The organism is Clostridium sp. D5 (assembly GCF_000190355.1).
GTDB lineage: Bacteria > Bacillota > Clostridia > Lachnospirales > Lachnospiraceae > Faecalicatena > Faecalicatena fissicatena_A.
This window is the reverse complement of sequence record NZ_GL870811.1, coordinates 1-14,614: the sequence shown is the minus strand read 5'-3', so window position 1 is coordinate 14,614 and position 14,614 is coordinate 1. Positions and strand designations below refer to the sequence as shown.

Genomic DNA, 14,614 nt, shown 5'->3' with positions numbered 1-14,614 from the left:
TCTATTTCCAGGTTTCAGGAACCCTCATATCCGTATTGTATGTGTCAATATTTCCTTCGGTGACAAGCATTGTTCCGGAATCGTTGAGCATATTCTCCGGTTTTGTCCCATTGTCAATATAGTCCAGAAGCCATTGGGATGCCTGGTAGCCTTTCCGGTAGAAATTCTGAGTCATAGTTCCATATATGATACCCTCACGTATGCCGTCCAGAGTTTCATCGATGTCATCGATGGCCATGACAACTACCTTGTCCTCAAGGCCCATCTCTTTTACGACCTTTGCGGCTGCTGCGCCGCCTTCACCTGTTACGGCAACGGCAACATTTGTATCCGGATACGTATTGAAAACATCCTGCCATTTCTGGACTGCAGTCAGTGTATCTGCGTTGGTCTCGACAACCGTCATCTCCTCGTATTCTCCGGCTTCTTTGAATGTCTTGCGGTATCCTTCGATCATGTCCATCGCAACGGTATTGGTAAATACCGTCGTTGCATAAGCCACCTTAGGCGTCTCACCTGCCAGTTTTTCCAGGATTCCATTTGCTCCGGCCGTACCCAGATTCACCGGATCTGTTCCGAGATATGCAAGTCTTGGTGCATCCGGGATGTCTGAGTTCACGACTACCACCGGGATTCCGGCCTCATCTGCTTTTTTCAGAACGGGTACCATCGCCTCTGGATTCAGTCCCTGGGTAATTATTCCATCTGCCTTCTCAGCAATTGCCACCTCAATCTGCTTGATCATTTCGTCCACATCAATAACAGACGGACCCACCCAGTCCCCGCGGAAGCCAAATTCTTTGGCTGCATCATCAAAACCTTCTTTTGCTGCCAGCCATACCGGATGCGCAATCAGCGGCGTAACAAACACCAGGTGTTTCGCTTCTCCATCCGCTTTAGAACCATCTGCTTCTTTTCCTGCATTATCTTCTGTTTTTCCATCCTCGGTTTTCTGTGCAGGCTCCTTTGAAGAACTGCTGCCGCAGCCGACTAAAAGACCGGTTACCATAAATAGTGATAATAAAATTGCTATCGTCTTTTTCATATTCATTTCCTCCTTCATATACCATGCAGCTTACCGTTCCATACGGTTTGCTGCCGCTTTATCTCTTCTTTTTCCACTGTTCTTATTCTGCATTCTCTCCGATCGGATAAGTCCCGTATTTTTCCCAGCTGTCAAATATCTCCAGAATATTCCTGGGCGGACAGTTTGCCTGTATATTGTGTCCTGAACCAAACAGATAGCCTCCCCCCGGCCCAAAATCACATATCTTCTGGCGGACATCCGCTCGTATCTCCTCCGGACTCAGATGGAAAACGCCCTGGTTATTCAGACCGCCATGGAGGGACATTTTCCCGTATGTCATATGCTTCAGCTTTTTGGAATCCATGTCGTATGCATTGGCCTGAAGAGGCTGTACAATATCCACGCCCCAGTCATAGAAATCCTCCAGGCACCATGTGACAGAACCGCAGGAATGGTAGGACAATTTTGCATTTGACTTGGTCTTCATAAACTGAATCAGATCTTTGAACCTGGGGCCTACATTTCTGCGGAATTCCACCGGGTTGATCAGCGGGCCGCTCTGGTCGCCCCAGTCGTCACCTGCCCACATGATATCAATATAATCCCCGACTTCTTCTAAGTATTTTCCCATAAATGCCTTCCAGTAATCCAGGATCATATCCAGCAGGTAGTTTGCAAACTTAGGATCCGCAACTGTATCCAGCATGAAGTTTTCCATGCCCCGAAGCACCCAGGCACTGTAATACAGGGCAGGATATGTACCTGCAACAATTGCATAATCCGTGTTCTCCCTCATCCATTTTGCTTTATCCCGGAGGCCTTTAAAACGGGCAGGATCTTCCGGATCCGGCATTTTATATGCTTGCAGGTCTGAAATGGTCTCTGCTTCTGCAAGAGGATTTTTCCGGCTGTCGCAATAAAACTCGGTTTTTATATAGCCTGCACCGAATTCATCTTTCCAGGATCCATCCTTTTCCTCACGGTACTCCCAGAAGGAAGGCGGGTTGCAGAATATATACCGGGTATCCACATGGAATTTCTGCAGGATCGCCTCTGAAGGTCTTGCAAGCCTCTGCACTGCATCGCTTATAACAATTTCCTCCTCCATTCCCAGATAATCCAGAAGATTTCTGTAGGCCTTCTCATGGATTCCGGATACCGTACTCATCCCCCAGTCAATTGGGATCCTGTCTGGTTCTTTAAAATTCAGGGCCATATTCACTCTTTCTCTTGGTGTCATACGCATTCTTTTTCCTCCTTTCCGAATGCTGCGGCATGCAGAATATCCTGCTGTGTCACATGTTCCGCCATTATCTCGGCACTGATATATCCCTTACGCAGAACCAGAAACCGGTCGCATATGCCGATCAGTTCAGGCAGCTCTGAGGAGATCATAATGATTCCCATCCCCTTTTCAGTCAGTTCCTTCATGATCTTATATATCTCTGCCTTGGCGCCGATGTCGATTCCCCGTGTAGGTTCATCAAGAAACAAAATGTTTGCTTTCGAAAGCATTGCCTTTGCAAGGATTACCTTCTGCTGGTTTCCTCCGCTCAGAGTCGTGATTCCTGTATCTATGGATGCCGCTTTTACTTTCAGGTAGTCAAAGTATTCTTCCGCCGCCTCCCTCTCACGGTTTTTGTCAATAAATCCGCAGCGTGATAATCTTTTCAGGGCACACAGTGTCATATTCTCTTTGATGCTCATTGTCCCCACATAGCCGTCCCGTTTCCGGTCCTCACTCAGCATAAAAATCCCTGCCTGTATGGCTTCCGAAACACTTCGCACCGGAATTTCCTTTCCATTAATAAAAATTTTTCCTCCTTTCCTCGGCATTGCTCCGGCCACGGCTTTCAAAAGTTCGCTTCTCCCCGCCCCCACAAGCCCTGCAATTCCCAGAATTTCCCCGGCATGCAGTGTAAATGACACGTCTTCGATGATATTTTTATGATAAGCATAGGGATGCAGTACTTTCATATGTTCTGCCCGTAGTATCTCCGCACCTTTTTTCTTATCCTGTCCTCTTTGAAAGATATCCGGTTTATTTCCCACCATGTCCAGGATGACCTGGTTTGGAACAATCTCTTCCCTTGGATATTGCTTGATGCACCGCCCGTCTCTCATGGTAATAACTCTGTCGGATATCTGAAACACTTCATCCAGCTTATGTGAAATATAGATACAGGCGATTTTTTCTTTTTGAAGTGTGTGCAGCACCTCCATCAGATGTTCGGTCTCCTCCTGAGTCAGTGCGGCCGTCGGTTCATCCAGAATCAATATCTCCGGCTTTCTCACCAGCGCCCTGGCAATACAGACAAGCTGCTGCATACTGGCACTCAGACTTCTCGCATTCATCTTCGTATCCAGGACCACATCCAGCTGCCCCAGCGCTTCCGCAGCCTTTTCGTGAAGGTGCTTCCAGTCTATAAACCCGTTTTTCTTTTTCGGCCATCGCCCGAGCAGTACATTTTCCCCGACAGATAAATCCAGCTCTACATTCAGTTCCTGGTAGATCATTGCAATCCCGGCCTTCTCCGAATCCAGCGCATTTCTTGCATCCAGCCTTTTTCCCTTGATCAGTATCTCTCCCTCGTAAGTACCGGATGGATAATTGCCTGCCAGAATTTTCATAAGGGTAGATTTGCCGGCTCCGTTTTCACCTACGATAGATAGGATTTCGCCTTCCTTCAGATCAATAGAAACATCCCGCAGAGCCGTAACACCTGGAAAGCGTTTGTAAATATGGCTCATCTGCATTACTTTATTTTCCATTGTACACACCTCCCGGCTCAATCTGTCTTTTTCATTCCGGCCCGCTGCATCGCATCTCTCTTATACTGATCCAGCATAACAGCCAGGACAAGTATAAAACCGACCACGAAGTTCTGCCAGTAGACAGATACTTTCAAAATTGTCATGGCATTTGACAATACGTTCATAAACAGTGCCCCGATTGCAGTGCCAAGTATCGTTCCGATACCGCCGTTTGTGCTGGTTCCGCCGATGATGACCGCGGCAATGACCGTCATCTCATAACCGGTCCCCCCGTTTGGCTGCGCGGATCCCAGTCTTGAGCTCATCATGATTCCCGACAATGCCGCCAGGGTGCTGGTAATACAGTAGCAGATAATGTTAGTACGGTCCAGATTGATTCCGGACAGCCGTGCCGCCTCTTTGTTCCCGCCTACCGCATATATGGAACGGCCTACGGTTGTCTTTTTCAGGAAAATATGGGCTGCGGCGCCCAGCACGATACAGATGAGGATGACTTTTGGTATCCCGAAAACATCCTGCTGTTCTATCGCCTGAAACTGAACCGGAAGCGGATAGATCGGAACCCCTTCTGTTACAATGTAGACAATACCGCGGGCCATGTACATCATACCCAGGGTCATAATCAGAGCGGGGATCCTGCATTTTACAATGATGATTCCATTGAGAAATCCAATCAGGAATCCCACCCCGCATCCCAGGAGTATCGCCACCCAGATCGGAGCCCCCAGGTTCACCATCACCATGCCGCTGACACATCCGCCCAGCGCAAGCACAGAACCCACTGATAAGTCCAGTCCCCCCGCAATCAGTACGAATGTCATGCCCAGTGCTGTGATCAAAGTGAAACCGGTGGAGCGCAATACATTGAATATATTGGCCATGCTTATAAACGCGGGATTGACAATCGCTATAATCACCATAAACAGTACCGTGGGGATGATGACTCCGCTCTCCTTCATTTGAAATACTTTTACTGCTGCCTTTTTTATATTTTGGCTCATCTCGCATTCCTCCTTTGCTGATTTCATCATAGCATTGCGGACATGCTCTTACACTTGAACAAAATTGACGGCACTGTTTTATTTTTTACGGAGCTGTTATCACTTGCACTTTTTTTCCGGGTTTTGCTTTCGTCAAAAAAGTGCAACTCTTCCTTCCTGTACAAAGGATTTTTCTATCTGTTATAATAAAAGTACTTGATAGACACTGTATTCTTATTGTACTCTTACATTAATAAATAGTCTCGAAAGGAATTGAAATTTTATGAAAGAAAATAAACGCTATATCGGGATACGAACCAAACTTTACGTTTTAATTATCCTTTCGCTTTTAATTCCCGCCTGTGTTCACAGTGTTTCCTATATTCTTCAGCAGAAGACGCTTTCCAGCTACCAGGCCGCACTGGACAGCCAGATTACCCTGAATGACTTTTTTGTGAGCAACCGGTCCATTCATGATCTGTTCGAAAATTTTGTGCTGCACCCCTCCTCGGAAAACAGAATTTCCTATGAGGGAGAACTGGGGTATGCCAAGGAACGCCTGGATCACATGATTAAAAATTTTCCGGATGGGATCTACTACGAGAAGATGCAGGACCTGCAGAATATGCTGGAGACTTTTGAGGTGCAGGCTTCCGATGTGATAGCAAAGATTGGCAGTGTTCCGCAGTCCGAACTCCTTTCCCAGACCCAGAATGTCCTTTATACGAATACACTGATCGACTATACTTACAAGAAATATACCACCTACCAGGCCGAGTCTATTTCCGCGGAGACAAGCAGGCTTCTTATGACTATGAAAGATAATAACCGTCTATGCAATATTGTGTTTGCAGCGGGCCTGCTGTTTCTGTGCATCGCGGGATATCTGACTACCAGAAAGATTACGAGGCCGCTTATAAGTGTTGTCAGCAGCGCAAAAGAACTGACGAACCGACACTTTGAAATTCCGGATATTGATGTGGATACAAATGACGAGATGGAGATTCTGGCCAATGCATTTAATAAGATGAAAAACAGCATCAATGGATACATTTCCAAGATTAACAGACAGTCCCTGCTGCAGGAAACCAGTCTCAAGGCGCTGCGCAATCAGATCAATTCCCATTTTCTTTTCAATACCCTGAACCTGATTTCAAGAAGTGCATACTTCGAGGGCGCTCCCCAGACCATTCAGCTGATCGATGCTACCACGGACATGCTGCGCTACAGCCTGTATAAAACAGAAGACGCAGTCAACATCCAGGATGAGCTGTCATTTGCCGAGACCTACATTTTTATCCAGCGGATGCGTTTCGTAGACCATCTTTCTTTTGAACTGCTGGTGGACGATGATCTTCCAAATATACTGGTTCCATCTTTTATCATACAGCCCTTAATCGAAAATGCCATTATGCATGGCACTTACAGTAAACCGGAGCCTTGCCGGATTCTGACGGCTATTTTGAAAATGGAACACTCTCTGCTTATTCTGGTGGAGGACAATGGGACCGGCGTAGAGAAGGATGTGATCCCATCGCTTTTGTCAAAAGATTTTTCTCCGCCCGAGGGCAGCCGGGGCATTGGCCTGAAAAATGTCCGCGACAGAATCAGGCTTTTTTATAACCGGGATGATATTATCTCTATATATAGTGAAAAAGAAAGTTTCTTTCGGGTGGAGATTGAGATACAGGAGGAGGATTTTATATGGGATACCGATTAGTAATTGCAGAAGATGAAGAGTTGGAGCGTACCGCTCTGCGGCTGATTATCCGGACACAGCTTCCACAGTACGATATTGTCGCACAGGCGGCCAATGGGATTGAATTGCTGGAAATGTGCCCCAAATACAAACCGGACGTTGTACTGATGGATATCAGCATGCCGGTTCTGAACGGGCTTGATGCTATGAAGCAGCTTCAGGCTTCTTTTCCCGATCTGGAATTCATTGTACTGTCCGCGCACGCAGATTTTGAATATGCAAAGACAGCGCTGCAGCTGGGTGCATTTGATTACCTGACAAAACCGATCAAGACCGAAGTCCTGTTGTCCGCGCTCTCCAGGCTGGCTGACAGAATCCACAGCAATTCAGTGGACAACTGCCGTGACGACCACCTGAATGAACAGATTAAGCTGGCTCTGCCCCAGCTGGAGTATAATATTGTACAGTCCATTATTACCGATTCGGTCACTGATCTGGACCGCCGGCGTTTCCAGGCCCGCTTCCGGACCGAGAACGCCTGTTTTCTGTGTGCCACAGCCTCCTTCCTTCAGATACAGCAGCCGGCTTTCTTTCATCAGGATGATTTGCTCTCAGATATCAGCCACCAGTTAAACCTGTGTACCAGAGAGTCTGTTGTACAGGATATCGGTATCTGCCATATTTTTATACTATCGGTGGATCAGGAACATTTCTCCCGGAATATCCATCAGTTCACCTATGAACTCCGCTGTCTCTTATCCGCAGTTTATCAGAAACATCATCTGGAACAGGTCTGCCTGTATATCAGCCCAGCTGTTTTTTCTCTTCCGGAGCTTGCGGCTGAATTTAAAGCATTAAATAAAAAAATGCTGAAAGGGCACCGCCAGGTTGTCCTCACAGCGCCCAACGGCTCTGCCAAGATATACGCCCTGGAGACAGAGCTGGGTCAGTCCATTTCTAAAGGGGATACCGAAAAAAGCCTGGAAAAGGCTAAACATCTCTTTCAGGCCCTGCTTGAGCAAAGCAACCGTACCCCCGCACTCTTGTGCGAAAATCTCCGGGATTCCCTAAGCGCCCTCAAAAGGTATCTCACCACTATAAACTGTAGTTTTGTCCTGATCGCTGACCTATGCAGCGACCTGTTGTCAACCATCTCTGCCAGCCAGGATACCGACTATGTAAAAATAGCATTTTTAAACTTTGTCAGAGCCTGTTGTGACAGCTGTGAAGGGCATGAACCTGTGAATGCAGAAGACATAGATGTGAAAAAAATTATTACTTATATAAACCAAAATTACACCTGCGACTTCTCACTGGAGCAACTTGCCATGGAACATAAAGTCAGTCCCTCCTATTTAAGCAAATCACTGAAACATGAGCTCGGAATGAACTATATTGACTATATCACTAAGCTGCGTATAGATAAGGCGATGGAACTGCTGGATCAATCGGATAAAAACATAAAAGAAATCACATTTGCTGTGGGGTATAACAGTCAGACTTATTTTTGTAAGGTATTCAAAAAAATAGTCGGGATCAGCGCCAGTGAGTACAAGGGCGGGGTCAGACCCCTTTGCGCTCCGTTTTCAGAATATTCTTAAATTAACAACTCTTCAAACAATAAAGAGGACGCTCCCTGTCTCAGCGTCCTCTAAGATTATTCTTTTATTGAATTGTAAAGCTGCACGTAATCGCTTTTTACAATTGTCTTAACATTTCAAGTAACTTTCTGTTTTCTTTCATACTATATACAGCGTATGCATATGGAACGGTACTTACCGTTTTTTCTTGCGGTATGCTAAGATCATTACGGCCAATCCTGATATCACAAAGACACCGAGTATAATTGCAAACTGAGTATTATCTCCGGTCTTGGGTGTTCGTTTGTCTTTCTCAAAAGTAACGGAAATCTTATGATTGTCCTGGACGTTTGTAAAAGTATACCGGTTATTCGACGCCTTCACTTCCTTGCCATCTACCAGAACCTTTGCAACGCGGTATCCTTTATCCGGGGTAAATGTAAATTCGTAATCCTTCCCCTTCTCAGCATCCACACTGCCGCTTGGATTAATCTTTCCGTTTGCTCCAGCCTCTGCCGTGAGGGTGTAAACAGTCACTTTTTTCTCAATGATATGGAAGGATATGCCGACTGATTTTGTATATTCTGTTGCTTTCCAGCCCTCACTGGTATACTCTTCCAGCTGATAGCCAACTGTTAAATCATAATCTCCAGTCTTTATACATTTGAATTTAACTGTATATGGAGGATTATTCCAGCTTTTTATCTCTCCTCCCCAGGTCCATGTCTTTGGAGCCCATCTTGTATCTCCGGCTGCCGGAGATGCGTTCTCCATTCCGACACCAACTGCTGTAGCAGTATAGACAGTTTCTGCTTCATAGGTACCGCCATTTTCGATCCCGGTTATCCTTGCACCGTCAAAACCTATTGCAGTCTTATATTTTGCCGTTTCACTTGGAAGACTTTCCATGGCTTTATCTGGATCGTATTTTGCGCGTGTTACAAATTGATATTCCGTATCCGGCTCCAGTCCTTCAAACGCTTCATCTTCCTGCCAGCTGACAGACCCGTCTGACATCAGTATTCCATAATCCTGATTATCTGCTGCCTTAAGTACAATAGCTGTTTCCGAACGTTTCAGGATTTTCGGTGCAGCTGCAGCAGCAGCCGGATCCTGTAAAGTTGTTACACGAAGCGCATCACTGTTCTCTCCCTGCATCTGTACCTTATCATCTGCAATACGGCGCACTACAAATTGATATTCCGTACCAGGAGTCAGCTTGTCAAATACACCTGTTGTATTCCATTCAGTGTCTGTTCCGCTGCCCAGCAGTCCAAATTCCAGAGTATCCGGTCCCTTCTCTTTATCTGACACTTTTAACGTTACACTTGTATTGGTTCTTTCTTTCACTTCTGGTGAATATTGAGGTTTCTCAGGAGCAGATTTCTTTGTCCTTGCATCAGCCGGTACACTGCTATCGCTTGCAGGATAGGTTACCCCCTTATATTCCCCCGCCGCGATCCTTAGATAGAACTTATATGCTGTATCCGGGGTGAGCTTGTCAAATTCAGGATCAGCCTGAAAATCTGTTCCATCAATACTATATTCGTAGTTATAATTCAGATCTGCATTCCTGGGAAGTCCCAGTGTAATCTCCGTATCTTTTACCTCTTTAATAATCGGTGACTCTGGGGCTGTAAGCGTGGATCCGGGATCCCTTGCATAACCTGGGCTCTGATTTTCATTTGTTGTCTTTTTAGCAGCATCTTCCGGATTCTGACTGCCATTTGCCGTATTTTTGTTCTCGTCTGGCAACTGACTACTGTCATCCTCAGAAATATTTGTACTTTCAGTCTTTTCGTCTGCCGGATTCTTTGTTTCACCCGGCTGCCCCTGTGTATCCTCTCCCCCATCCGGCTTCTGAGCCTCATCTGATGGTGTAGTCGCAATATCAGGCGGATTCTGCGGCTGGTTCGGGGAAGTATCCGGCGCTGTATTAGTGACCGCTGCATTTGTTGAAGCCGTATTCTGGTATAAAATAGCATCTTCCCCAGCCTGCCGGCATGCAAATCTGTATTGTGTTCCAGACTGCAGTCCGGTAAATGCGACCGTTTCACTCACCTTATCATACTGTCCTGCGTCAGCCCACTTCCATACTTTCCCATTATCCTTCTCTGTCTCTATGGCATATTCACAATTTTGTTCTGTCCTCAGCTTAATACTATCTGCTGTCTTTTCAATTACTTCCGGTTTCTGTACTCCTGTATTCTGCATATTGTTTCCCGTCTCTGCAGAAACCGGAACTGCAGGCAGCATCCCCGACGCCCCTGCTAAAACTAAAGTTAACAATAAAGCCAATCCTCTACTACTCTTCCGTTTCATAAATCCCACCTCCTTTTGAGATTGTATCTGAATACGAATCATGCCAGACAAAAAGTACCTTTATTATATTATATCAGAATATTCCGATAAATAAATTAATATTTCATTAATTTCTTTCAATTTAGGGGTCAGACCCCTTTGCCCTTCGTTTTCAGAATATTCTAAACATATCAAATATTCTGTCAATTAGGCACTCCGGTTCTATGAAATGATTCGGCCCCATCAGGTACCCTCCATCTTTTCCCAGAATTTCAATACATTTTTATACCTCTCCCCAGACCTGCCTGAGAGTGCCGAGTAACAGATTTGTCTGGGCAATGATACAGCCCCAGAATGCGGGTTTATCTCCATAAGTGTCTTTGATATACTGTATATCCATACATTCTGGCTGAATGCTATTCAGAACTGTAACGCCAATTTCTATATTTGTTCATCGAAATATCCAGGCATGCATTCGCTTGACAGGTACATATGGAAAAGTATAAGATAAGCTTAAAACTTCCCTGTTAGTAACGCACCGCCCCATTGGCCGTCGGAAAGTGATTGAGGTCCCCGCGCCTTCTGACTGGCTTAATTTGATGAGTGACTCAGGTAAATTTCACCAAGGAGACATCTATATATGTACACATTTACACAATTAGAAATCCATAATAACCGCCATTTTTATCCGCTGTTCTGCGGCTGCCAGTCCTGCAGCCCCTCTTACTCTTTTGGCCCTGCAATGAGGGAATACTATCTGTTTCATTTTTGTCTGGAGGGAAAAGGAAAATTTTTTGCAGGCAATGTCTGCCATCCTATCGAAAAAGGGCAGGGTTTCCTTATCTGTCCGGGAGATCTGACGTTTTACCAGGCAGATGATAAGGAGCCCTGGACTTATCTCTGGATAGCAGCAGAGGGGGACATGGTAAGGCACCATCTCTCCCTCTGTGGTCTTTCGCAGGAAACCCCCGTTATCGCCTGCCCCTATATTCAGGAACTGCACGATATTATCCTGGATATGTTGGAACATTATGCAGCAGATTACTGTAATGAGCTTTATAATCAGGGGCTTTTGTATCAATTTTTTTCTTATCTGGCTAAGTCACCTGGAGTGTATCACCCGGGTGAGCAGCACACAGAAAGCCAGTACGTTGCTAAAGCAATAGAATTTATTAAAGTGAATTATCAATCTCCGATAACGGTACAGCAGATTGCAGACTATGTTTCCCTGAACCGCTGTTACCTGTCAACCCTTTTTCAGAAAAATGTGCATTTCTCACCGCAGCAGTTTTTGAAAAAGTACAGAATTACCAGGGCTGCCGAGCTCCTTGCCGATAGCGATCACTTGATTCGCAATATCGCATATTCCTGCGGATATACCAATGAACTCGCTTTTACAAAAGCCTTCCGGCAGGTAACCGGCTTAAGCCCCAGTGAATACCGCCGCAATAACAGACTCTCATCCCGCACGATACGTATCAAGGATCCACATGAAAACGATTCTTTTAAGTAATATGATATCTTCCAGCCTTACTGACTACATTTTTGGAAATAATAAAGCCGTGATTGGTAATCGCCGTTTTTGCCATTATAAGTGCCGCTGTCTTCTCCGCAGGATTCATCTGAAATAACAAATCCTGCGTGAAGAAGCTCATCCCCAAAGTATTCCATGTTCTCTGTACTGCTTTCTGTCCGGTACAGCACATTTTCGTCAAGTCCCTGCAGCCTGAGACGGCGATAGCCAACATTCACTTCCTGAAGCACCCTGTAATATCCCATTAATGCCTCTCTTTTGTCCGAAGAAACTACCATCCAGGCTGTCTCATTTCCGTTGCCTTCAAACGGACTTATAAGACGGTAGAATGTACCCTGTTGGATAAGTTTCCGGTGTTCTTTCATAAATATTACCTGATTCTTGATCGCTTCTTTTTCTTCATTTGTTAGTTCATTCAGATCCAGTTCATAACCAAATGTTCCAAAATATGCCACGTTTGCCCTGCTGTGCATTGGTGTGATTCTCTTAAGCTGATGATTCGGTGAGGCAGAAACATGAGACCCCATACTACTCAGAGGATAGACCATAGACGTACCGTACTGGATTTTCAGCCGCTCCATAGCATCCGTATCATCTGATGTCCAGCATTGTGGCGCATAATAAAGCATCCCGGGGTCGAATCTTGCTCCGCCGCTTGCACAGGACTCGAACATCACTTCAGGAAATCTGTCAGTCAGGCGCTGATACAGCCGGTATACTCCCAGGATATAACGGTGAAACACCTTTCCCTGCTCATCCGCATTTTTTCCTGCTGAAAAGACCTCTGTCATACAGCGGTTCATATCCCATTTAACATATGAAATATCTGCCTCGCCCAGAATTTTTTCCATCATAGAATAAATATAATCAACAACCTCTTCTCTGGAGAAGTCGAGAACCATCTGATTGCGGCCATGAGAAGTGCGCCTACCGGGTGTCTGCAGCGCCCAGTCAGGATGCATGCGGTACAGATCGCTGTCTTTGTTCACCATCTCCGGTTCAAACCATAGCCCAAAATCCATTCCCAGTTCTTTTATTTTCTCTGCAATCCCCTTGATACCTGCCGGCAGTTTGCGTTCATCAGGATACCAGTCCCCTAAAGAAGAGGTGTCATCATCACGTCTTCCAAACCATCCGTCGTCCAGAACAAAAAGCTCAATTCCCAGCTGTTTTGCAGTTTTTGCCAGTGACATAATCTTTTCTTCATTAAAGTTAAAGTAAGTAGCTTCCCAATTGTTAATTAAAATGGGACGTACCCTGTCACGCCATGTCCCGCGCGCCAATCTTGTGCGGTAAAGTTCATGAAAGGTATGGCTCATTCCGTTAAGCCCGGTATCCGAATATACCATCACTGCTTCGGGAGTCTGAAAGCATTCCCCGGCATTCATACTCCATTGAAACCCATTTGGGTGAATTCCAATCATGACTCTGGTTACATGGTACGTATCCACTTCGACCTGTGCAATAAAATTCCCGCTGTATACAAGACTGAAGCCGTACACTTCACCGCAATTTTCATCTGCATTGGGTCTTTTTAAAGCCAGAAATGGATTATAATTACTACTGCTGCACCCTCTCATACTATGGATACTCTGAACGCCGTGCTCCAGCCTTCTCGTTCTGACGGACCGTTCTCTGGACCATGCACCGGTCAGTTCAATCATTTCATAATCCATATCCGGAAGATCCAGGCTTGTACTCATCGCCGAATTCAGCCGGATCCCTCCCGTAAGTCCACATACAAATCTGGCATTCCTAGCTATTGCCGGGTGATTCCTAAAGATAGTGTACGTAAGAATCAGACGTGTCTGTATTAGACTGTCCTCAAGTTCAATTTCCAGCGTCTGCGCCTCTTCATCCGATTCTGCATAAGTAGCGGGCAGACCTTCCAGTCCAGGTTTTCCCGCATAAATCCTGTGGGTCTTATATTCAAACTCTGTAATTCTACTCCCGCTTTCCTGTTCAATTTCATACGCGGGATATCTCATATCGCCATGTCCCCAGGACGGGTACTCCTGCCGGATATGCTCCATACTAAAACTAAGGTCTCCCGGAAAAGCACATGTAGCCATGGGGCGCCTCTGTAACTCCAGCAGATGCCCAAAACTTTCACGGTCCCTCAAACGCCTGCCAAAATAAAGCTGGCCTAACTCACCGTTTTTTAGAACAGTTATAATGTAACTGATCTTATCATTGTATAGGTGAAACTCCTTAGATTCCTCGTGGTATATGATTTCTACTGACATAATGAATAACCTCCTTTTGCTTTTGGATTATAGCATATGAGACAGATAGAAAGCTTGCCATTTGTTAGATTCACTTATGGCGGATGTTGGTTCTTAGGGGTCAGACCCCTTTGCGATCCATTTTCAGAATATTCTAAAATTAACAACACTTTACACAACAAAAAACGATACCACCGGGTATCGTCTCCTCATTCCATATGTATATACCTTCAAAACTGCATACAAAGAATTAAATCCATCCATATTATCCTATCACCATGTTTGGTTATGCCCTCGACCTATTAGTAACAGTCAGCTCCATGTGTTGCCACACTTCCACCTCTGCCCTATCTACCTCGTCGTCTTCAAGGGGTCTTACTAACTTGACGTTATGGGATATCTCATCTTGAGGGGGGCTTCACGCTTAGATGCCTTCAGCGTTTATCCCTTCCCGGCTTGGCTACTCTGCTATGCTCTTGGCAGAACAACAGAT

The 14,614-nt window shown here is 45.5% G+C and carries 9 protein-coding genes and 1 rRNA gene; 3 read left to right on the top strand and 7 right to left on the bottom strand.

The genetic code is table 11. The features are described from left to right. Position 1: 1 nt before the first annotated feature. From HMPREF0240_RS23395 to HMPREF0240_RS08430, 4 genes are all read right to left on the bottom strand, one after another. A complete protein-coding gene (locus HMPREF0240_RS23395; protein ID WP_050794512.1) occupies positions 2-1,045 on the bottom strand; it encodes a substrate-binding domain-containing protein in 1,044 nt (347 codons plus the stop codon). Between the two features lie 82 nt (positions 1,046-1,127). Next, positions 1,128-2,273: a uroporphyrinogen decarboxylase family protein gene (locus HMPREF0240_RS08440; protein ID WP_009003020.1), complete on the bottom strand. Its 1,146-nt coding sequence runs from the start codon at positions 2,271-2,273 to the stop codon at positions 1,128-1,130. After that, positions 2,264-3,799: a sugar ABC transporter ATP-binding protein gene (locus tag HMPREF0240_RS08435; RefSeq protein WP_009003019.1), complete on the bottom strand. Its 1,536-nt coding sequence runs from the start codon at positions 3,797-3,799 to the stop codon at positions 2,264-2,266. Before HMPREF0240_RS08435 ends, HMPREF0240_RS08440 begins: the two co-directional genes overlap by 10 nt. Before the next feature lie 17 nt (positions 3,800-3,816). After that, positions 3,817-4,803 (bottom strand): ABC transporter permease, encoded by a 987-nt coding sequence (locus tag HMPREF0240_RS08430; protein ID WP_035312764.1) that lies wholly within the window; start codon positions 4,801-4,803, stop codon positions 3,817-3,819. A gap of 262 nt (positions 4,804-5,065) precedes the next feature. Here HMPREF0240_RS08430 and HMPREF0240_RS08425 point away from each other — a divergent pair, with 262 nt between their 5' ends. Then, positions 5,066-6,502 (top strand): histidine kinase, encoded by a 1,437-nt coding sequence (locus HMPREF0240_RS08425; RefSeq protein ID WP_009003017.1) that lies wholly within the window; start codon positions 5,066-5,068, stop codon positions 6,500-6,502. Beyond that, the gene (locus HMPREF0240_RS08420; protein ID WP_009003016.1) at positions 6,487-8,082 is read left to right on the top strand and encodes a response regulator; all 1,596 of its coding nucleotides are present in this window, start codon (positions 6,487-6,489) and stop codon (positions 8,080-8,082) included. Before HMPREF0240_RS08425 ends, HMPREF0240_RS08420 begins: the two co-directional genes overlap by 16 nt. 174 nt (positions 8,083-8,256) lie before the next feature. On the opposite strand, the gene HMPREF0240_RS23390 is transcribed toward HMPREF0240_RS08420, so the two are convergent. Then, the gene (locus tag HMPREF0240_RS23390) at positions 8,257-10,383 is read right to left on the bottom strand and encodes an LPXTG cell wall anchor domain-containing protein (protein ID WP_157134230.1); all 2,127 of its coding nucleotides are present in this window, start codon (positions 10,381-10,383) and stop codon (positions 8,257-8,259) included. A 619-nt stretch (positions 10,384-11,002) separates the two neighbouring features. Between HMPREF0240_RS23390 and HMPREF0240_RS08410 the strand changes: the two genes are divergently transcribed. Next, positions 11,003-11,875 (top strand): AraC family transcriptional regulator, encoded by an 873-nt coding sequence (locus HMPREF0240_RS08410; RefSeq protein ID WP_009003014.1) that lies wholly within the window; start codon positions 11,003-11,005, stop codon positions 11,873-11,875. Positions 11,876-11,892: 17 nt separating this feature from the next. On the opposite strand, the gene HMPREF0240_RS08405 is transcribed toward HMPREF0240_RS08410, so the two are convergent. Together HMPREF0240_RS08405 and HMPREF0240_RS08400 are read right to left on the bottom strand one after the other, a co-directional pair. Next, on the bottom strand, positions 11,893-14,142 hold the full coding sequence (locus tag HMPREF0240_RS08405) for an alpha-galactosidase (RefSeq protein ID WP_009003013.1): 2,250 nt from the start codon (positions 14,140-14,142) through the stop codon (positions 11,893-11,895). A 261-nt stretch (positions 14,143-14,403) separates the two neighbouring features. Then, positions 14,404-14,614, bottom strand: a 23S ribosomal RNA gene (locus HMPREF0240_RS08400); the annotation flags it as partial.

What these genes read in the sequence shown, in the direction of transcription:
- HMPREF0240_RS23395 (WP_050794512.1), bottom strand. Translation starts at nt 1,045, where the DNA reads ATGAAAAAGACGATAGCAATTTTATTATCACTATTTATGGTAACCGGT.
- HMPREF0240_RS08440 (WP_009003020.1), bottom strand. Translation starts at nt 2,273, where the DNA reads ATGCGTATGACACCAAGAGAAAGAGTGAATATGGCCCTGAATTTTAAA.
- HMPREF0240_RS08435 (WP_009003019.1), bottom strand. Translation starts at nt 3,799, where the DNA reads ATGGAAAATAAAGTAATGCAGATGAGCCATATTTACAAACGCTTTCCA.
- HMPREF0240_RS08430 (WP_035312764.1), bottom strand. Translation starts at nt 4,803, where the DNA reads ATGAGCCAAAATATAAAAAAGGCAGCAGTAAAAGTATTTCAAATGAAG.
- HMPREF0240_RS08425 (WP_009003017.1), top strand. Translation starts at nt 5,066, where the DNA reads ATGAAAGAAAATAAACGCTATATCGGGATACGAACCAAACTTTACGTT.
- HMPREF0240_RS08420 (WP_009003016.1), top strand. Translation starts at nt 6,487, where the DNA reads ATGGGATACCGATTAGTAATTGCAGAAGATGAAGAGTTGGAGCGTACC.
- HMPREF0240_RS23390 (WP_157134230.1), bottom strand. Translation starts at nt 10,383, where the DNA reads ATGAAACGGAAGAGTAGTAGAGGATTGGCTTTATTGTTAACTTTAGTT.
- HMPREF0240_RS08410 (WP_009003014.1), top strand. Translation starts at nt 11,003, where the DNA reads ATGTACACATTTACACAATTAGAAATCCATAATAACCGCCATTTTTAT.
- HMPREF0240_RS08405 (WP_009003013.1), bottom strand. Translation starts at nt 14,142, where the DNA reads ATGTCAGTAGAAATCATATACCACGAGGAATCTAAGGAGTTTCACCTA.